Genomic DNA, 19,117 nt, shown 5'->3' on the forward strand with positions numbered 1-19,117 from the left:
CGTCGGGCCCCTCGTTCCAGCATGGCGCATCGGCGTGGCGGGCGGCGGGCGGTCCGGGCTCAGCGCGGGTCGAGCTCGCCGCCCGCCAGGTGGGCGGCGGTGACGCCGGGCAGGCCGCGCAGCCAGTCGGCGGTGACCCGGTCGAGGGTCTCGCGCGTGGGCGGCTGCGGGCCCAGGCCGACGGCCAGCCGGTGGCCCGGCAGCAGGCGGGGCCAGGCGTGCAGGCCGGGCGCCGGTTCGAGGGCGGTGAGCAGGGCGCGCAGCCGGCCCCTGACCGGGCCGAGCCGCTCGGGGGTGCAGGTCAGCACCAGCCAGGCGGCGTGGCGGCGGTGCAGCGGGGGCGGGGCGAGCAGCTCGGGGTGGTCGGGGCCGAGTTCCCAGGCGCGGTAGAGCTCCTCGGCGATCAGGTCGCGGGTGCCGGCGCCGACCTGGCCGGTGCAGCTGCGGACCGGGGCGGTGGGGGTCAGCACGGTGACCGGGTCGGGGTGCGGGGCGGCCGGCCCGCCGAGCAGGGTGACGGGCTGCCGCCAGTCCCAGGCGGCCCAGGTGCCGGTGAAGTGGCGGAACAGCTCCTCGGGGTCGTCCTCGGCGTTCTCCCGGACGGTCCGGGCGGCGAGCACCGTCCAGGCCAGGGAGGGGAGTTGGCCGAACGGTGCGCCGTGCAGGCCGCGCGCGCCGGTCCAGGCCTTGACCCGGCGGGCCAGTGCGGCGAACGCCCGGTGGCGGTCGCCGACGGCGGCGAGGACCGCCTCGGCGTCGGTCACGGCGCTGTACGCGACCGCGAAGTCCTCTGCCGGGCCGTCGGCGGGGGCCAGCACCAGGTCGACGGCCAGGCCGCGGACGTCCAGCCGCAGGCCGGGGACGCGGGCGCCGCGCACCTCGCGGAGGTTCCGGGCCTCCGGCAGGGCGGCGGCCAACTGCCCGGCCATGCCTGCGGGTTCGACGGCGCCGGGGAGGACGGCGACCAGGTCGAGGTCCGCGCCGGGCAGCGCGCAGCCCAGTCGGCGGGAGCCCACCAGGTGCACCTCGCCCGGCAGGGCCGCGGCGATCCGGCCCATCAACTCGGCGAGCTCGACCGGGGGTTCGGTGCGGGCCGGGGCGGCCGGCTCGGGGAGGGTGCGGAGTTCGCCGGTGCCGAGCGCGACCGTGGCGCGCGGCAGCATCGGGCCGTCGCCGCGCCGGGACAGCACGACGAGTTCGCCGACCGGGGCGGTCATCGGTCCGAGCGTCGCGGTGCACTCGGCGACGGCCCGGCGCGGGTCCTCGGCCCGGCCGAGCGTCAGGTGCGGGCGGTACCCCTCGGCGCGGGCCCGGCAGCGCGGGAAGCGGCGCTCCAGGGCGTGCCCCAGGGCGGCCCAGGGGGCGGCGGAGCCGGCCGCCGGATCGAGCCAGAGGGTGTGGCCGAGCCGCTGCCCGAAGGTCCGCACGCCGGCCAACTCGGCGGTGAACTGCGGGACTTCGGCGGCGGCCTCGGCGAGCAGCGGCAGCGCGGCGTCCCACTCGTGCTCGGCGACGAAGCCGAACAGCAGGTTCACGTGCGGCGGCCAGCGCTCGGCCTGCGGGTCGTACGCGGCGCGCAGCCGCTGGATCGGCGGCCACAGCTCCTCGGGCGGCAGCCAGGCGACGGCGGTGCGGGCGGTGGGCGGGGCGTCCAGGAACGCGACGGCGGGGGCGGCGCCGAAGCCGAGGCCGACGGCGAGGCCGTAGTGGTCGGACGGGTGCAGGCCGTCCGCGTCCGGGCGGTCGCCGAGCAGCCGGGCGGTGGCGGTGCGGGCCCGGCCGGGGCGCAGCAGGACGCGGTCCAGGCGGCCGGCCCGGCCGGTCAGCGAGGAGACGGCGGCCAGCGGGTTGGCGACCGGGTCGAAGGTCGGGGTGCGGTCCTCCGGGCCGTGCAGTTCGGTCCAGGCGTCGCGCAGGCCGAGGGCGTCGGCGGGGGCGGAGGTGCTGTCGTTGAAGTCGCCGAGGACCAGCAGCTCGCCCTCGACGGCGGCGAACCCAGTTGCCAGCTCGGCGAGTTCGGCGCGGCGGCGGCCCGCGCCGTCGGCCGAGTGGTCGCTGCTGAGGTGCACGGCGGCGACGGTGAGCGGGCCGGCGGCGGTGCGGACGGCGATCGCGGTGACGGCCTTGTGCGGGCCGAGGGCGTGCCGGCCGGCCTCCAGCACGGGCAGCCGGCTGAGCAGCAGCAGGCCGTGGCCGTCGATCTCGCGGGCGAACGGGTCGGCGCCCAGGGTGTAGCCGTCCCGCACCCACGGCTGCGCCAGCAGCTGCTTCACCAGGGCGGGTTCGACCTCCTGGAGGGCGATCAGGTCGGCGTCGGCGGCTTCGAGTTCGGCGAGCAGCAGCGGGCGGCGGCGGGCGGTGTGGATCCGTTCGGCGTCGTACCTGTCCCACAGGGTGTTCCAGGTGACCACCCGCAACTCCTCCGGCGGCAGGGCCGGTTCGGCGACGGCGGGCCGCCAGCCGCGGTCCGTCCAGGCGTGCGGGGTGCTCGGGGTGAAGAACGGCGCGGGCAGGCCGCGGGGTGCGGTGCGGCGGCCGGCCGTGGTGGTGTCGAGCAGGTCGGTGCCGGTGTCGCGGTCCCACACCACCTGCCCGTCGGCCTCCACCCGGCGCACCCGGTGCCAGGGCACCTCGCCGGCGGCGGTGAAGGACTCCAGCGGGACGGACTTGATCCGGTCGTCGCGCTGCCGCACGCCCAGCACGAACCGGGCCGGGTCGAACCGGTCGTCCCAGCGGATGCGCCGGCAGATCTGCTCGATGGGACGCATTCAGTCCTCCTCGCCGTCCAGGGTGCCCGCCGTGTCCGCGACCGTGCCGTCCGCGCCGACGTACCAGGTGCGGTGCGCCTGGCCCGGGTACGGCGGGCTCCAGCGGTGCAGTTGGGCGGTCAGCGCCTCCGCCGGGACGGGGTGCGCGCGGGCCGCGTTGCGGCGGGTCAGTTCCGCCTCGTCGACCACCAGGACCACCTGGGTCAGCAGGGCGTCCCGGCGGCGGGCGATCGCCTGCACGTGGGAGCGCTGGTGGCGGTTGAGCGAGGTGGCGTCCCAGACGGCGGCGCCCGGCCCGGCGAGGGCCGTCTCCAGCGCGGCGAGGCCCTCGCGCAGGACCGCGGCGTTGTCGCGCTGGTCGGCGCGGGAGCCGCGGGCGGTGCGCAGGTCGTCCAGCGCGATCCGGGTGCCGGGCAGCGTCGCCGCGAACGTCGACTTGCCGCTGCCCGCCGGGCCGCACAGGTGCGTCAGCCGCGGGAAGCGGCCGTCCCGCCACGCCCAGGTCGCCGCGACCGCCTCCTCGGCGGTGGCGATCCGTCCCGCCGCGAACGCCTCCCGGGCCTGCGCCCAGCAGCGGTCCCGGACGTCCGGCGGGAGGCCGTCCAGCGCCTCCCCGAGGCCGGTGCGGAGCGCGGACAGCGGGTCGGGCGCCAGGAGTTCGGCGTCCTCCGCGTGCAGCGCCGACCAGGCGACCTGCTCGCGCTCCGCGTCGTCGGCGGCGAGGGTCGCGGCGACGGCGTGCAGCACGCCGAGGTCGGCGGCGGCGGTCAGCCGGACCAGACCGGCCCGGCGGTCCTCGTCCGGGTACGGGCGGGCGAGCTGCGGGTGGAGCCCGACCAGGTCGGCGACCCGGCGGGCCTGCGGCAGGCCGAGGGCGGGGGTGAGCCGGGTCAGCAGGTGCTCGCGGCGGGCGGTGCCGAGGCCGGCCGCGAGGATGCCGTTCAGGCGGGCGTCTCCGGTGCGGCCGAGCGCGTCCAGGCGGGCGGAGATCTCGTCCAGCGGGGCGAGTTCGGGCATGCGCAGCGTCTCGGCGAGCGCGGCGGCGTCCGGGGCCCCGCCGGAACGGACGTGCCAGAGCGGGGCGTCGGGGCCGAGGCCGTTCTCCACCACGGCCGCGTGCATCCAGTGCGTGCCGGTCTGCACGTGCCGGGGGCGGACCCACTTGGCCGCCCGGCTGCCGAACTCGGCGCGGGCGAAGCCCTCGGTGGTGCGGACGACGTAGCCCTCGTGGCGGTCGAGGTCCAGCCGCAGGGCGCGTATCGCGCGTTCGTCGTAGCGGCCGCGCCAGAGCACCCGGGGCGTGGGGACGCCGAGGCGGCGCAGGAAGCGGACGGTGGCGTCCCAGTCGAGGCAGCGGTCCTCGGCGGTCCACACCGAGAAGCCGTAGAACCAGCTGTCGAGGTCGGTGTACGGGAGCGAGTGGCGGGCGAACAGGTTCTCGCCGCAGACCCGCCAGCCTTCCGGGATGCGGGGGCCGAGACGGCCTTGCAGGGCCTTCACCCACGTCCGGGACGGGTGGTGCGCGGAGTCCAGCGAGCGGGCGTGCAGGCCGTCCCGGTAGAGCGTGGTGTTCTCGCCGTCGAGCTTCTCGGTGACCACCACCTCGCGGTGGGCGAGGCCGGAGAGGTCGCCGCTGCGGATGTCGTCCGCCGCCGCCCCCGGGGACCACGGGAGGTGCGGCGTCCGGGGGTAGTGGACGCGCATGCGGCCACCCTAGGGAGCGGCGGGCCGGTGGAGCGAACAGTTTTGCGGGCAGGGGTGCCGGCACACGCGGAACCGGGGGCGCGGTTCCCCGCGCCCCCGGTTCCGCCTGCTCACACGGTCAGACCCCGGGCGATGAGGTCGATCAGGGCGAAGGCGAAGAGGGAGATGCCCACGAAGCCGTTGGTGGAGAAGAAGGCCCGGTTGAGGCGGGACAGGTCGTTCGGCTTGACGATGGTGTGCTCGTAGACGAAGGCGCCGGCGACGACGGCGAGGCCGCACCAGAAGAAGGCGCCCGCGTCGGTGAGGACGGCGTACCAGACGAGCAGGGCGGTGGTGAGGGCGTGGCAGACCCGGGCGCCGGTGATCGCGGCGGGGACGCCGAAGCGCGCGGGGACGGAGCGGACGCCCATGCCGCGGTCGGCGGCGACGTCCTGGCAGGCGTAGATCAGGTCGAAGCCGCCGATCCAGATGCCGACGGCGAGGCCGAGGACGACCGCGTCCCAGGACCAGGTGCCGGTGACGGCGAGCCAGGCGCCGATCGGGCCGATCGCCTGGGCGAGGCCGAGGATGGCCTGCGGGAAGTCGGTGAAGCGCTTGCCGTACGGGTAGACCACCATCGGGATCACGGCGACCGGGGCCAGCACCAGGCAGAGGGTGTTGAGCAGCGCGGCGGAGCCGAGGAAGACCACCAGGGCGATGGCGGAGCCGATGTACGCGGTGCGCAGCGAGACGGCGCCGGTGACGAGTTCGCGGCCCGCGGTGCGCGGGTTCCGGGCGTCGATCTCGCGGTCGATGATCCGGTTGGCGGCCATCGCGAAGGTGCGCAGGCCGACCATGCAGACGGTGACCAGCAGCAGCTGGCCCCAGTGCACGGACTTGTCGGCGAGGAACATCGCGGTGAGGGCGGCGATGTAGGCGAACGGCAGGGCGAAGATCGAGTGCTCGATCATGACCAGGCGCAGGAACGCCCGGGTCCTGCTCCGCGGCGCCTCGAACGCGGCAGCGGCGGTCACAGCCCGTACTCCTTCCAGCGGCGGGTGACCCGGGCGGCGGTCGCCGGGTCGGAGGCGACCATCTCGGGCCAGCCGCCGTCGCGGGTGTAGCCCTCCTCCGGGAGCTTGCGGGTGGCGTCGATGCCGGCCTTGCCGCCCCAGAACTGCTGGTAGGAGGCGTGGTCGAGGTGGTCGACGGGGCCTTCGACGACGGACAGGTCGCGGCTGTAGTCGACGTTGCCGAGGGCCCGCCAGGCGACTTCCTGGTAGTCGTGGACGTCGCAGTCGGCGTCCACCACGATGATCAGCTTGGTCAGCGACATCATGTGGGCGCCCCAGATGGCGTGCATGACCTTCTGGGCGTGCTTCGGGTACTTCTTGTCGATCGAGACGATCACGCAGTTGTGGAAGCCGCCGGCCTCGGGCAGGTCGTAGTCGACGATGTCCGGGATGATCACCTTGAGCAGCGGCAGGAAGAAGCGCTCGGTGAACTTGCCGAGCGGCCCGTCCTCGGTGGGCGGGCGGCCGACCACGATGGACTGCAGGATCGGGCGGCGGCGCATCGTCACGCAGTCGATGGTGAGCGCGGGGAACGGCTCCTGCGGCGTGTAGAAGCCGGTGTGGTCGCCGAACGGGCCCTCGGGGAGCATCTCGCCGGGCTCCAGCCAGCCTTCGAGGACGACCTCGGCGTCCGCCGGGACCTGCAACGGCACGGTCTTGCAGTCGACCATGCGGACCCGCTCGCCCGCGACGAAGCCGGCGAACAGGTACTCGTCGATGTCGCCGGGCAGCGGGGCGGTGGCGGCGTAGGTGACGGCGGGCGGGCAGCCGAAGGCGATCGCGACGGGGAGCTTCTCGCCGCGCTTGGCGGCGACCGCGGCGTGGTTGCGGCTGTCCTTGTGGATCTGCCAGTGCATGCCGATGGTGCGCTTGTCGTGCCGCTGGAGCCGGTACAGGCCGAGGTTGCGGACGCCCGAGTCCGGGTCCTTGGTGTGGGTGAGGCCGAGGTTGAAGAAGGAGCCGCCGTCCTCGGGCCAGGTGAACAGCGCGGGCAGCTGCTCCAGGTCGACGTCCTCGCCGGTGAGGACGACCTCCTGCACCGGCGCGTCCTTGACGTTCTTCGGCGGGACGTGCGCCATCGAGGCGAGCTTGCCGAAGGCCTCGCGGAAGCCGGTGAAGCCGTGCGGCAGTTCGGGCTTGAGCAGGCCGCCGATCTTCTCGGCGATGTCGTCGGGGGACTTCAGGCCGAGGGCCTTGGAGAGCCGGCGCTCGGTGCCGAAGACGTTCATGGCCAGCGGCATCGCCGAGCCCTTGACGTTCTCGAAGAGCAGCGCGGGGCCCTTGGCCTTCTGCACCCGGTCGACGATCTCGCCGACCTCCAGATAGGGGTCGACCTCCACCTTGATCCGCTTCAGGTCGCCCTCCCGTTCCAGGGCCCGGAGGAAGGAACGGAGATCGTCGTATGCCATACCTGTCAGTATCCGATACGGGCTAACCTGACCCCGCCAAGGGTCCCTCGAACGTATTTCGGAGTTCTGCGCCGTGCTTCTGCGAGTCGTTCCCACCGTGGCCCTGCTGGCCCTGTGGGTGTGGGCGTTCATCGACTGCCTGACCACCCCGGAGGACGAGATCCGCCACCTGCCGAAGGTGGTGTGGGTGATCATCGTGCTGCTGTTCCCGCTGGTCGGTTCGATCGCCTGGCTGGTGGCCGGGAAGGACCGGGCCCGTGCGCGGGGCCGCCGGGCGCCGTGGCCGTCCGGTCCGACGGCCGGGTTCCCGGAGTACGAGCGGCCGCGGCAGCTCGCGCCGGACGACGACCCGGAGTTCCTGGCCTCGTTGAAGCGCGGCAACCAGCAGCACGAGGAGATGCTCAAGAAGTGGGAGGCGGACCTGCGCCGCCGCGAGGAGGATCTGCGCCGTGAGCGCCCCGAGGACGGCGACGGCTCCGGGGCCTGATCCCGCCTTTTGGCGCATCCCTACGATCCTGGCGTTCTCCAGCGCCGTTCCCGTCGGCCGCCGGCCTTCGCGCGCCCCTTTCGGAGGGCGCCGTTCCGGCGGCCTTCGCATACCCGCCATCTTGCCGCTGACCTGCCAATTCACCGGTCCCGACCATCCCGGTGGGGGGTATCCCCCGACCCCTGCCCGGAGCGACCCGGGAGTAGCCCCGTGCGCCCCCTTCTGTGAGGGCTCTACAGCGATCGGCTTCCGACCTTGTACGGAATCGACGCCGAAACGCGGGTGCCCCGACTCGTACTGTCGTAGCAGAAGAGGTGTTCGCTGGCCCACGTGACCTTGGAGTGGTTCGAGATGACGGTCCTGCACGATGCGCCGGTCGGCGGCGAGGCTCCGGCCGATGCCCGTAGCCGGGTCGCCGAACTGCACGAGCTGCGGGAGCAGGTCCGCCGGGGCCCCAGCGAGAAGGCCACCGAGGCGCAGCACGCGAAGGGCAAGCTGACGGCGCGCGAGCGGATCGAGCTGCTGCTGGACGAGGGCTCGTTCCACGAGGTGGAGCCGCTGCGGCGGCACCGTGCGCAGGGTTTCGGCCTGGAGGCGAAGAAGCCGCACACCGACGGTGTGGTGGTGGGCTGGGGGACGGTGCACGGGCGGACGGTGTTCACCTACGCGCACGACTTCCGGATCTTCGGCGGTGCGCTGGGTGAGGCGCACGCGCAGAAGATCCACAAGATCATGGACATGGCCATTGCGGCGGGTGCGCCGCTGGTGTCGCTGAACGACGGCGCGGGCGCCCGCATCCAGGAGGGTGTGACGGCGCTGGCCGGCTACGGCGGGATCTTCCAGCGCAACACGCGGGCGTCGGGGGTGATCCCGCAGATCTCGGTGATGCTGGGCCCGTGCGCGGGCGGTGCGGCGTACTCGCCGGCGCTGACGGACTTCGTGTTCATGGTCCGTGAGACCTCGCAGATGTTCATCACCGGTCCGGACGTGGTGCAGGCGGTGACGGGCGAGAAGATCACCCAGAACGGTCTGGGCGGCGCGGACGTGCACTCCTCGGTGTCGGGCGTGTCGCACTTCGTGTACGACGACGAGCAGTCGTGCATCGAGGAGGTCCGCTACCTGCTGTCGCTGCTGCCGCAGAACAACCGCGAGATGCCGCCGGTGGTGGCGAGCGACGACCCGGTGGAGCGCCGCAACGACTCGCTGCTGGACCTGGTCCCGGCGGACGGCAACCGGCCGTACGACATGCGCAAGGTGATCGAGGAGATCGTCGACCACGGCGAGTACCTGGAGGTCCACGAGCGCTGGGCGACCAACGTGATCTGCGCGCTGGCGCGGGTGGACGGGCACGTGGTGGGCATCATCGCCAACCAGCCGCAGTCGCTGGCGGGCGTGCTGGACATCAACGCCTCGGAGAAGTCGGCGCGGTTCGTGCAGATGTGCGACGCGTTCAACATTCCGCTGGTCACCATGCTCGACGTGCCCGGGTTCCTGCCGGGCGTGGACCAGGAGCACGACGGCATCATCCGGCACGGCGCGAAGCTGCTGTACGCGTACTGCAACGCCACCGTGCCGCGGATCCAGCTGATCCTGCGCAAGGCCTACGGCGGCGCGTACATCGTGATGGACTCCCGCTCGATCGGCGCGGACCTGTCGTTCGCGTGGCCGACCAACGAGATCGCGGTGATGGGCGCCGAGGGCGCCGCCAACGTGATCTTCCGCCGCGACATCAACGGCGCCGACGACCCCGAGGCGATGCGCGCGCAGAAGATCAAGGAGTACAAGAGCGAGCTGATGCACCCGTACTACGCGGCCGAACGCGGCCTCGTCGACGACGTCATCGACCCCGCCGAGACCCGCGCCGTCCTCGCCTCCTCCCTCGCCATGCTCCGCACCAAGCACGCCGACCTGCCCAGCCGCAAGCACGGCAACCCGCCGATGTAAGCGGTGCGCCGCACCCGCCGCCACCGTCCAGCTGCCAGCCCGGGGGAGAAACCGGAATCATGAACGAACCTCTCGTCCGCATCGTCCGCGGCTCGCTCTCCACCGAGGAGCTCGCCGCCCTGACCGCGGTGCTGACCGCCCGTGCCGCGCAGGCGGCGGCGGTCGCCGCCGCGCAGCAGGCCGTCGAGCCGATCGCCACCTGGTCCCGGCTGGAGCGCCGCCCGGCGTACTTCTCGCCGGTCAGCTGGCAGCAGGCCGCCTGAGGTTCCGCGCGAACGACAGGGGCTCCGGAGGCAGTGCCTCCGGAGCCCCTGTCGGTTCTCTGCTGCTACGCCGCGGCCAGTGCCGCAGGGCGGCCGGCGTGCATGGTGGTGAGGTTGGCGGCCAGCCGCAGCGGGTCCTGGGCCAGCCAGAGCCGCACCGCGGCCCCGAGCATGATGCAGGACGAGCCGAGGCGGACGCCCGTGGACTGGGCGACCCGCGCGGTGGCGATGGTGAGCAGGTCGGCGAGCTCGGTCGGCAGCCACACCGTGAGCGCGCAGGGCGCCGGGGTGGCGAGCGCGGCGAGCAGCCGGTGGGCGTCCGCCGGGCAGTGCAGCGTGGGCAGGACGTCCAGCAGGCCGTCGGCGACGACCTCCGAGACGTCGCTGTGGTGGCCCTGGGCGAGCCGTCGCAGCAGCGCACGTTCCGCTGCGGTGATTCGGACGGTCATGATGACCTCGTCGCACTCCATGGTGCGGCCCTCCTCGCGGCTTGTGGTTCTCGGGGGTGAGTCGGGAGTCGACTCGGGTGGGGTCGGTGGTGCGGGGTGACGGGGCGTCAGACGCCGGCGTAGGAGTGCTTGCCGGTGATGAAGATGTTGACGCCGTAGAAGTTGAACAGCCAGCAGGCGAAGGCGAGCAGCGCCAGGTAGGCGGCCTTGCGGCCGCGCCAGCCGGCGGTGGCCCGGGCGTGCAGGTAGGCGGCGTAGGCGACCCAGGTGATGAACGACCAGGTCTCCTTCGGGTCCCACTCCCAGTACTTGCCCCAGGCGGCCTCGGCCCAGATCGCGCCCGCGATGATGGTGAACGTCCACAGCGGGAAGACCAGGGCGTTGATCCGGTAGGAGAGCTTGTCCAGGGTGCTCGCGGCGGGCAGGCGCTCCATCAGGTTGGCGGCCCGGACCGTCAGGCCGGCCGCGACGCGGTGCTCGTAGCGGTCCTTGAGCAGGTAGGTGCCGGTGGCGACGAACGCCGCGAAGAAGGCGCCGCCGCAGATCGTCGCGGTCGAGACGTGGATGCCCAGCCAGTACGAGTGCAGCGCCGGGACGAGCTGCTCGGACTCGGTGTACAGCACGCTGACGGCGATGCCGAGGATCAGCAGGACGACCAGGACCACGGGCAGGCCGAGCCAGCGCACGTTCTTCTTGGTGGCCAGCAGGACCACGTACGAGCCGACCATCATCAGCGCGAAGGCGACCGAGAACTCGTACATGTTGCCCCACGGCCAGCGCATCACCGACAGGCCGCGGGTGACCACGCTGCCGGCGTGCAGCAGCAGGCCGAGGACGGTCAGCGAGATCGCGATCCGGCCGGCCATGTCGGCCTTCTCGCTGCCGCCGGCCGGGCCGACGCCGTCCGCCGGGCCGTCGTCGCCGCGGCCGCTGGTGACGGTGGTGGCGCCGGCGTCGGCCAGCGCGGTGCGGGTCAGGGTGGTGGTGCCGCCACCCTGCGAGGCCACCGTGACGCTGACCTTGCGCACGCCCTTGGCCGCGTTCGCGGAGTCGCTGACCGACTCGGCGAGGGTGGCCTGCTGCCGGGAGCGGACGGCGACGCCGCCCTTGGCGCCGAAGGTCCACTCGAACATCTGGGCGAACATGGCCAGGGTGTAGACGGCCATCGCCGAGTAGATCAGCTTGTTGGAGATGTCGGCCAACTGGGGGTCGACCTGCGCGAGCAGCACCGTCTACTCCTTGGTTTCCGGGGCGGTGGGGGTGGCTGCGGCCGGGGAGTCGGCAGCGGCGGGTACGGCGTCGTCGGTATCGGTGCCGGCGGTGTCGCTGCCGGGCGGGTCCTCACTGGCCGGGGCGTCGTCCTGCAGCTCGACGGCGAGATCGGCGAGTTCCTCGGCGGTCCGGGCGGACTCGCTGCGGCCCAGGCCGGCCACCTCGACCAGGGTCCGGCCGTCGGAGGCGGTGGTGGCCCGGACCCAGATCCGGCGGCGCTGGACGAACAGCGAGCCGATCAGGCCGAGGATCGCGGCGACCGCGCCGACCAGCGCGACGGAGTTGCCGGGGTGGTGCGAGACGGTGAACGTCGCCCACTGCTGGTAGCCGTCGAAGGTGATGGTGCCGTAACCGTTCGGCAGCTCCCAGCCCTGGCCGACCTTGAGCCGGGCGCGGGCGATGTCGTCGCCGACCTTCAGCTGGGTCATCGCCTTGTCGTCCAGCTGGTACACGTTCTGCGGCAGGCCGCTGTCGGTGCGCAGGTCGCCGGCGTAGGCGGTGAGCACCAGCATCGGGTCCGCCGCGGCCGGGAACATCGAGATCGGGCCGGTCTTCTCGAAGTTCTCCGGCGCGGTCGGCAGGAAGAAGCCCTGGAAGGCCAGCTGGGTCTTGTTGCCGTTGGCGTCGGCGCCGTAGTCGTTGACCTTGATCACGCCGGGCGAGGTCATGTTGGCGTCGCGCGGCAGGAACGGCGTCGGGCCGCGGTAGACGATCTCGTTCTTGGCGTTCTTGACCGTCACCACCGGCGCGTAGCCGTGGCCGATCAGGTAGACCTTGGAGTCGCCCACCTCCAGCGGGTGGTTGACCTCGATCGTGGACTTCTTCAGCTTGGTCGAGTCGTCGCCGACCCAGTACCGGACGTTCGCGGTGAACTGCCGGGCGGTGCCGATCTGCGGGCCGCTCTCCTGGTACCGGGCGGTGAAGCCGTCCAGCTTGAAGCCGAAGGCGTCCAGGTCGTTCACGCCGTAGTAGTACGAGCCGTAGAAGTCGTCGATCTGGGTGGTGGTGTTGGAGTAGCCCTGGCCCTCCAGCACCAGCTTGCTGGCGGTGCCGGAGGCCACGCCGGCCCAGGCGACGCCGACCAGCAGCGCGAACAGCGAGAAGTGGAACAGCAGGTTGCCGACCTCGCGCAGGTAGCCCTTCTCGGCCGCCACCGAGCCCTGGCCGGCGGCGGTCCGGAAGCCGCGCTTCTTCAGCAGGCGGTACGCGGCGTCGTTCACCGCCTCCGGGTCGGCGGCGGTGTGCCAGGCCGCGTAGACCGGCATCCGGGTCAGGTTGCGCGGGGCCGCCGGGGGCTTCGAGCGCAGCACGCCGACGAACTGCCAGGTGCGCGGCAGGATGCAGCCGGCCAGCGAGATGAACAGCAGGATGTAGATCGCCGAGAACCACTTGGAGCTGTAGACGTTGAACAGCTCAAGCCGCTCGAACAGCGGGGTGACGCCCTGGTGGGCCTCCTTCCACGCCACGACCTTCATCGTGTCCGGCCCCTCCTGCGGGACCAGCGAGCCCGGGATGGCGGCCAGCGAGAGCAGGAACAGCAGCAGCAGCGCGACCCGCATCGAGGTGAGCTGCCGCCAGAACCAGCGCAGCCAGCCGAGCACGCCCATGCCGGCCTGGGTGTCGGCCTCCTCCACGGGTGCGGTGCTGAGCCGCTCCGCGGCGTCGGCGTCCACCAGGAAGGGGTTGGCCTTCGCGCCGGAGTCGTCCGCGGCGTCGGCCGGCTGGGGGCTGGTCTTCGTGTCGCTCACGGGTCAGATTCCGATCGAGAAGTTCTGGGTGAGGTACTGGAGCTGGTTCACCAACGCGTCCCACGCCCCCGTCACCAGGGCCAGGCCGACCGCGACGAGCATGCCGCCCCCGATCCGCAGCACCCACTGGTAGTGCCGCTTGACCCAGCCGAAGGCACCCAGCGCCTTCCGGAAGGCCAGCGCGGCCACGACGAACGGTACGCCGAGGCCGAGGCAGTACACGGCCATCAGCAGTGCGCCGCGCCCGGCGCTGGCCTGGCTGAACGCCAGCGACTGGATGGCGCCCAGCGTCGGGCCCATGCACGGCGTCCAGCCGAGCCCGAACACCACGCCGAGCAGCGGCGCGCCGGCCAGGCCGACCGCCGGCCGGCGGTGGCTGCGCAGCTCGCGCATGGTGAAGCCGGGCAGCAGGCCCATGAAGGCCAGGCCCATCAGCACGGTCAGGCAGCCCATCACGATCGAGATGACCCGCTGGTGCTCCTGCAGGGTCTGGCCGAACGAGCCGAACAGCGCCCCGCCCGAGACGAACACCGCCGCGAACCCGAGGACGAACAGCAGCGAGCCGGCCAGCATCCGCCCCCGTCGCGCGCCGCGCGCGTCGGACAGGTCGGCGGCGGAGAAGCCGGTGACGTAGCTGAGGTAGCCGGGCACCAGCGGCAGCACGCACGGCGAGAAGAACGAGACCAGTCCGGCGGCCAGCGCGATCGGCAGGGCGAGCATCAGCGCGCCGCTGCCCACGGTCTCGTTGTAACCGACCCCGGCCGCGGCCAGGACGGTGCTCACTTCGACTCCGCGAGGACCGGCTCGATCATCTTGTCGAGGTCCTCACCGGACAGCGCGTGCATGGCGCGGGCGGCCAGCTTGCCGTCCTTGTCGATCACGATGGTGGTCGGGATGGACTGCGGGTTGAGGCTGCCCTTGGGGAACTTGAGGATCTGGGTGCCGTCCGGGTCGTAGATGCTCGGGTAGGTGACCCCGAAGTTCTTCTCGAACGCGACGGCGTTGGCGGGGTCGGTGTCCCGGGTGTTGATGCCGAGGAACTGGACCTTGTCGCCGAACTTCTCGGAGCTGGCCTGCAGGCCCTTGGCCTCGGCCCGGCAGGGGCTGCACCAGGAGCCCCAGATGTTGAGGACGACCACCTTGCCTCGGTAGTCGGCGAGCCGGAGGGTGCCGGTGCCGTCCAGGCCGGTGCCGCTGATGTCCGGGGCGTCGGTGCGGTGGCCGACGGCGGCGGTGTCGATGCCGCCCTTGCCGGTGATGAAGCCGACCGAGCCGTCCCCGCCCGCGGAGCCGGAGCTGGCGCAACCGGTGAGGGCCAGTGCGGTGGCTGCGCCGAGGGCGGCGGTGAGGCTGATGCGGCGGCTGGACGTCCGTGACATGTGAAAAGTTTCGCATGGCTCGTCGGCCCGTTTTAGGGGGGTCCGGCGTTGTCGCCCGGACCCCCCTTGACCTGCGAATACTCCGCTTATGATCGTCTTAATTCGGGCATTTCGCCGCCCGCAGGGCTTACCCCGCGGGCCGCCGGTGTGAGCAAGCTCCCGAACCGGCGCGGGCTACGCCCCGAAGCTCTTCCCGACCGGCTTGTCGCCCTTCTTGCCCTTGCCCACCAGGTGGGCCGGCAGCAGGTCGCGGGCCGGCTCGCGGTAGCCGATCGAGACGATCCGGTCGCCCTCGTAGGTGAAGCTGGTCAGCGAGGCCAGCGAGCACTGCCGGCGGCGCGGGTCGTGCCACAGCCGGCGGCGCTCGGCGAACGAGCGCAGGATCCAGATCGGCAGCTGGTGGCTGACGCACACCGCCTCGTGCCCGCGCGCCGCGTCCCGGGCGCCGGCGATCGCGCCCATCATCCGCACCACTTGGTCGATGTACGGCTCGCCCCAGGACGGCTTGAACGGGTTGGTCAGGTACTTCCAGTACGAGGGGTTGCGCAGCGAGCCGTCGCCGACGCCGAAGGTCTTGCCCTCGAAGATGTTCTCCGCCTCGATCAGCCGCGGGTCGGCCGCGACCGTCAGGCCGTGCGCCTTGGCGATCGGCTCGGCGGTCTCCTGCGCCCGCTCCAGCGGGGAGGCCACCACGTAGGTGATGTCCCGGTCCTTCAGGTGGTCGGCCACCCGCTCGGCCATCTGCCGCCCCAGATCGGAGAGGTGATAGCCCGGCAGCCGGCCGTACAGCACGCCCTCCGGGTTGTGCACCTCGCCGTGCCGCATCACGTGGACGACGGTGATGTCCTTCTTGCCGTCGGTCTGCTGGTCCGTCACTTGGACTCCTCGGTGGCCTCGGCGGCGGCGCGGGCGGCGGCGGGCAGGGCGGCGGCGATCCGCTCGATGGCGCGCTCGTCGTGCGCGGACGAGACGAACCAGGACTCGAACGCCGACGGCGGCAGGTAGACGCCCTGGCTGAGCATCGAGTGGAAGAAGCCGTTGAAGCGGAACGCCTGCTGGCGGCGGGCCTCGTCGTAGTTCGTGACCTGCTGGTCGGTGAAGAAGACCGAGAACATGTTGCCCGCGGTCTGCAGGCGGTGCGCCACGCCCTCCTTCGAGAGCGCCTCGGTGACCAGGCCGGACACCTCGGCGGCCACCCGGTCGACGGTGGCGTACACCTCGTCGGTGCAGTGCCGCAGCTGGGCCAGGCCGGCGGCGGTGGCGATCGGGTTACCGGACAGCGTGCCCGCCTGGTACACCGGGCCGGCCGGGGCGAGGTGCGCCATCACGTCGGCGCGGCCGCCGAAGGCCGCGGCGGGGAAGCCGCCGCCCATCACCTTGCCGAAGGTCAGCAGGTCCGGCGCCCAGCCCTCGTGGGCGGCCTCCAGGCCGTACCAGCCGGCCTTGGAGACGCGGAAGCCGGTCATCACCTCGTCGGAGATGAACAGCGCGCCGCTCTCCCGGCACAGGTCGGCCAGGCCCCGGTTGAAGCCGGGCAGCGGCGGGACGACGCCCATGTTGCCGGGCGAGGCCTCGGTGATCACACAGGCGATCTCGCCGGGGTGCGCGGCGAACGCGGCGCGCACCGCGTCCAGGTCGTTGTACGGCAGCACGATGGTGTCGCCGGCCTGCGCGCCGGTGACGCCCGGGGTGTCCGGCAGGCCGAAGGTGGCGACGCCGGAGCCGGCGGCGGCCAGCAGCGCGTCCACGTGGCCGTGGTAGCAGCCGGCGAACTTGACCACCTTCGCGCGGCCGGTGAAGCCGCGGGCCAGCCGGATCGCCGACATGGTCGCCTCGGTGCCGCTGGAGACCAGGCGGACCTGCTCGACCGGGGCGATCCGGGCGACGATCTCCTCACCGAGCTCGACCTCGCCCTGGCCGGGCGTGCCGAACGAGGTGCCGCGGGACACCGCCTGCTGCACCGCCTCGATCACCGCCGGGTGCGAGTGGCCGAGCAGCATCGGGCCCCAGGAACACACCAGGTCCACGTACTCGCGGCCGTCGGCGTCCGTCAGGTACGGGCCCTTGCCGGACACCATGAAACGGGGCGTGCCGCCGACCGCGCGGAAGGCCCGCACCGGCGAGTTGACGCCGCCGGGGGTGACCGCCAAGGCGCGCTCGAACAGCGACTGGGACTGGGGTGCTTCGTACGGGTAGCTCATCTGCTCGCTCATCCGTTGGGTCCGCGGGGTGGCCTGGAGCCTCTCTTACCCGCACATGGTCTCAAATCGTGTCCTGGCGTTCTGCATGTCGGGCCCGATCATCTGGAACGATGATCCGTGTGCTGCTCCCCTCACTGGCTGTGGCGAAGGTAAGGTCGAGTAGCGCGCGCTCGTGTAGCACGCCAGCAGACGGGTAAGGGGCATGTCCGGAGGGAAAGCCGGACATGCGGGGGTCTGTCGATTCCGGCGAGTTCCGGTGAGGATGGTCCGAGTGTCCGAGAGGCAGGACGGTTTCGACGAGGCCGCGGAGCGCACCCGCAGGCCTGCCGAGACCGGCGGGGGCAGGGAAGCGGGCAGGGGAAGGAGGGGCGAGGGCAGAGTGGGGGTCACTTACAAGTACTTCGGCGCACCGGACCGCGCCACCGCCGCCAGAGTCCCCACCGCGCTCGGCCCCGGAGGCCTCGGACTCGACGCCGGCGAACTCGGAGCCCTCGGCCGGCTCGGCGACCTGATGGAGACCAGCGGCTCCGGGAACGGGCACCTCTCCACCAAGATCAAGCCGGAGACCATGAGCGCGATGGTCCTCACCGGCATCCAGGGCGTCCCCCTGCACCACGTGCCGCCGCTCGAACTGGTGGTCCTGCACCCCGACTACGCGGTGGTCCAACTCCCGCACACCGTCGTCGAACCGCTCCGGAAGGCCGACGAGACCGAGCTGGGCGCCGCCGCGTTCATCTGGTCCACCGTCCCCGACCGCCGCGGCCCGCGGGACGCCTTCGTCATCTACCAGATGCTGCACGAGTGGCAGGACTTCGCCAACCGCCTCCACGACGCCGGCCACCAGCTGTACTGCCTGGTCTGGCCCTGACCCGCCTTCCTTTCTGACGGCCGGCCGGAAACGGGTGGACCAGTGCCGTCGGGGGCACCGGCGGATCCTCCGGTGATGTCGCCCGCGAACTCGCCTGCGGCGGCGCAGGGCAGTCAAGTTGACGACCTGTCACCTCTGCGCTGCCGCAGGGTCTGCCGGCGCGCGTCGGCACTCGGGTTCGCGGCCGCCGAGACCCCACGGGCAGCCGCAGGGACCTGACCGCGACCGGCCACCGTAGGCTCACCGCCATGGAACTCCCCGACTGCGGCTGCCTGCTCTGCGACGACACCGGCGACGAATCCGCGTGGGACGCACGCGACACCCGCATCGCGGCGAACATCCGCGACCACGACTGGAACGTCAACGGGGTCGCCGGCGGCGGACTGCCCGGCGACTGGTCCTACTCGATCGGACTGTGGCACACCCTGCGCAGCCCCGAGGTCAGCATCTTCGGCATCCCCTCGCAGACCGGTATGCGGATCGTCAACGTCCTCGCCCGCGAGATCCGGGCCGGGCATCCGCTCGAACCGGACCAGCGCCGCGACGACGTCCTGGGCGGCGGGTTCTCGGTGGCGATCCGGCCGGTCCACCCCAGCTGGTACCTCTGCTTCTTCGGTGCCGGGGTCGACTTCTACCAGCGACCTCCGCTGCCCATCACCCAGATGTTCTGGCCGGACAAGCAGGGCCGCTTCCCCTGGGACGAAGGTGTCGAAGCGACCTGCCGCGCCGCCCAGCCGCTCCTGTGGGTACCCCGCGAGGAGTCCACCGGCCCGTGGGCGGACTCCGAGCCCGTCCAGTACCGACCGCACGGGTGACCGAAGCGAACAGGCCCCGCCCGGAGTGCCAGTCCGCGTCCGGATGGTCGGACTCGATGAGGTGGACCACGAGATCCCAGAACCGGGCGGTGCGGAAGCGGTCGCCCCTGGGCGGCGTCCTTCGGCCGGGAGACGACACCGCCACCGGCGCTGCCCGCTGCCGCCCTGACGCGGCGTCCGTCCGGGCGGCCGTTCAGGGGTGTGGTCGGCGTGGGGCGGTGAGGTTCCACTCCGCCGGGAGGGGGCTGTCGCAGGCGGCGCAGGTCAGGTCGTCGTCCTTGACCAGGTTGACCTGGCCGCAGGTCGGGCAGCGGCGGAAGAGGAAGGCGTGGGTGAACGCGTCGGGTCGGGGCAGCTGGGCGTGGTCGAGGGCGGTGGCGGTGGCGGACCAGGAGTCGAGGCCGGGGCAGTAGCCGGTGGAGAGGTTGCTGATCTCGGAGACCGCCCAGTGGCCGGTGCTCTCATCGGCGAAGCAGATCTCCCCCGCTGCCAGGACGTCCGCGCCGCCGGCGCAGGCGACGTGCTCGCTGCGGCGCGGGGCCAGCCGCAGGACACCGGTGAGGTCGACCACGTAGGTGAACGGGGCGGTGCGTTCGTCGGGCGGGGATTCGGCCAGCCAGGCGGTGAGTTCGGCCGGGGTGCGGACGGCGCGGCCCAGGGTGTGGCGGCCGGCGCGGGCGAGCAGGTCGGGTGGGCCGACGTAGGCGAAGGCGCGAGGAAATCCGGTCATGCGGCGACAGTAAAGCGCTGCGGCCGAG

Annotated in this window: 17 protein-coding genes; 5 read left to right on the forward strand and 12 right to left on the reverse strand. The window is 72.7% G+C overall.

The window, feature by feature from the left end:
- Positions 1–59: 59 nt before the first annotated feature.
- The 4 genes from KCH_RS15975 to KCH_RS15990 form a co-directional block, all read right to left on the reverse strand.
- The gene (locus KCH_RS15975; RefSeq protein WP_035863640.1) at positions 60–2,768 is read right to left on the reverse strand and encodes an RNA repair domain-containing protein; all 2,709 of its coding nucleotides are present in this window, start codon (positions 2,766–2,768) and stop codon (positions 60–62) included.
- A complete protein-coding gene (locus tag KCH_RS15980) occupies positions 2,769–4,472 on the reverse strand; it encodes an RNA ligase family protein (protein WP_035863643.1) in 1,704 nt (567 codons plus the stop codon). It lies immediately after the preceding gene.
- A 110-nt stretch (positions 4,473–4,582) separates the two neighbouring features.
- Positions 4,583–5,485 (reverse strand): menaquinone biosynthesis prenyltransferase MqnP, encoded by a 903-nt coding sequence (mqnP, locus tag KCH_RS15985; RefSeq protein WP_035863645.1) that lies wholly within the window; start codon positions 5,483–5,485, stop codon positions 4,583–4,585.
- On the reverse strand, positions 5,482–6,933 hold the full coding sequence (locus KCH_RS15990; RefSeq protein ID WP_035863647.1) for a menaquinone biosynthesis decarboxylase: 1,452 nt from the start codon (positions 6,931–6,933) through the stop codon (positions 5,482–5,484). The genes mqnP and KCH_RS15990 overlap by 4 nt, the downstream gene beginning before the upstream one ends.
- Before the next feature lie 73 nt (positions 6,934–7,006).
- On the opposite strand from KCH_RS15990, the gene KCH_RS15995 reads away from it, so the two are divergent.
- The 3 genes from KCH_RS15995 (at position 7,007) to KCH_RS16005 (ending at position 9,627) form a co-directional block, all read left to right on the forward strand.
- Positions 7,007–7,420 carry a PLD nuclease N-terminal domain-containing protein gene (locus tag KCH_RS15995; protein ID WP_035863649.1) on the forward strand — a complete coding sequence of 138 codons (414 nt, stop codon included), beginning with the start codon at positions 7,007–7,009 and terminating at the stop codon, positions 7,418–7,420.
- Positions 7,421–7,771: 351 nt separating this feature from the next.
- Positions 7,772–9,364, forward strand: a complete 1,593-nt coding sequence (locus KCH_RS16000) for an acyl-CoA carboxylase subunit beta (RefSeq protein ID WP_035872278.1) — start codon at positions 7,772–7,774, stop codon at positions 9,362–9,364.
- A 59-nt stretch (positions 9,365–9,423) separates the two neighbouring features.
- Positions 9,424–9,627, forward strand: a complete 204-nt coding sequence (locus tag KCH_RS16005; protein ID WP_035863651.1) for an acyl-CoA carboxylase subunit epsilon — start codon at positions 9,424–9,426, stop codon at positions 9,625–9,627.
- A 65-nt stretch (positions 9,628–9,692) separates the two neighbouring features.
- Here KCH_RS16005 and KCH_RS16010 read toward each other — a convergent pair whose 3' ends face one another.
- The 7 genes from KCH_RS16010 to hemL form a co-directional block, all read right to left on the reverse strand.
- Positions 9,693–10,097: a hypothetical protein gene (locus tag KCH_RS16010; RefSeq protein WP_035863652.1), complete on the reverse strand. Its 405-nt coding sequence runs from the start codon at positions 10,095–10,097 to the stop codon at positions 9,693–9,695.
- A gap of 86 nt (positions 10,098–10,183) precedes the next feature.
- Positions 10,184–11,305 (reverse strand): c-type cytochrome biogenesis protein CcsB, encoded by a 1,122-nt coding sequence (gene ccsB, locus KCH_RS16015; RefSeq protein WP_035863654.1) that lies wholly within the window; start codon positions 11,303–11,305, stop codon positions 10,184–10,186.
- Between the two features lie 3 nt (positions 11,306–11,308).
- Positions 11,309–13,096 (reverse strand): cytochrome c biogenesis protein ResB, encoded by a 1,788-nt coding sequence (gene resB / locus KCH_RS16020; RefSeq protein WP_051653118.1) that lies wholly within the window; start codon positions 13,094–13,096, stop codon positions 11,309–11,311.
- Positions 13,097–13,099: 3 nt separating this feature from the next.
- Positions 13,100–13,816 (reverse strand): cytochrome c biogenesis CcdA family protein, encoded by a 717-nt coding sequence (locus KCH_RS16025; protein ID WP_425268905.1) that lies wholly within the window; start codon positions 13,814–13,816, stop codon positions 13,100–13,102.
- A 59-nt stretch (positions 13,817–13,875) separates the two neighbouring features.
- Positions 13,876–14,475, reverse strand: a complete 600-nt coding sequence (locus KCH_RS16030) for a TlpA family protein disulfide reductase (RefSeq protein WP_035863658.1) — start codon at positions 14,473–14,475, stop codon at positions 13,876–13,878.
- A gap of 174 nt (positions 14,476–14,649) precedes the next feature.
- A complete protein-coding gene (locus tag KCH_RS16035; protein WP_051653962.1) occupies positions 14,650–15,300 on the reverse strand; it encodes a histidine phosphatase family protein in 651 nt (216 codons plus the stop codon).
- Between the two features lie 47 nt (positions 15,301–15,347).
- Positions 15,348–16,688 (reverse strand): glutamate-1-semialdehyde 2,1-aminomutase, encoded by a 1,341-nt coding sequence (gene hemL, locus KCH_RS16040; protein WP_035863660.1) that lies wholly within the window; start codon positions 16,686–16,688, stop codon positions 15,348–15,350.
- Between the two features lie 367 nt (positions 16,689–17,055).
- On the opposite strand from hemL, the gene KCH_RS16045 reads away from it, so the two are divergent.
- On the forward strand, positions 17,056–17,544 hold the full coding sequence (locus KCH_RS16045; RefSeq protein ID WP_035863661.1) for a hypothetical protein: 489 nt from the start codon (positions 17,056–17,058) through the stop codon (positions 17,542–17,544).
- Between the two features lie 248 nt (positions 17,545–17,792).
- Entirely contained in the window at positions 17,793–18,359 is a 567-nt protein-coding gene (locus KCH_RS37335; protein WP_051653119.1) for a DUF4262 domain-containing protein, read from the forward strand.
- Between the two features lie 193 nt (positions 18,360–18,552).
- Here KCH_RS37335 and KCH_RS16055 read toward each other — a convergent pair whose 3' ends face one another.
- Positions 18,553–19,089, reverse strand: a complete 537-nt coding sequence (locus KCH_RS16055; protein ID WP_035863663.1) for a hypothetical protein — start codon at positions 19,087–19,089, stop codon at positions 18,553–18,555.
- Positions 19,090–19,117 lie beyond the last annotated feature (28 nt).

This window comes from Kitasatospora cheerisanensis KCTC 2395 (genome assembly GCF_000696185.1).
Classification (GTDB): domain Bacteria; phylum Actinomycetota; class Actinomycetes; order Streptomycetales; family Streptomycetaceae; genus Kitasatospora; species Kitasatospora cheerisanensis.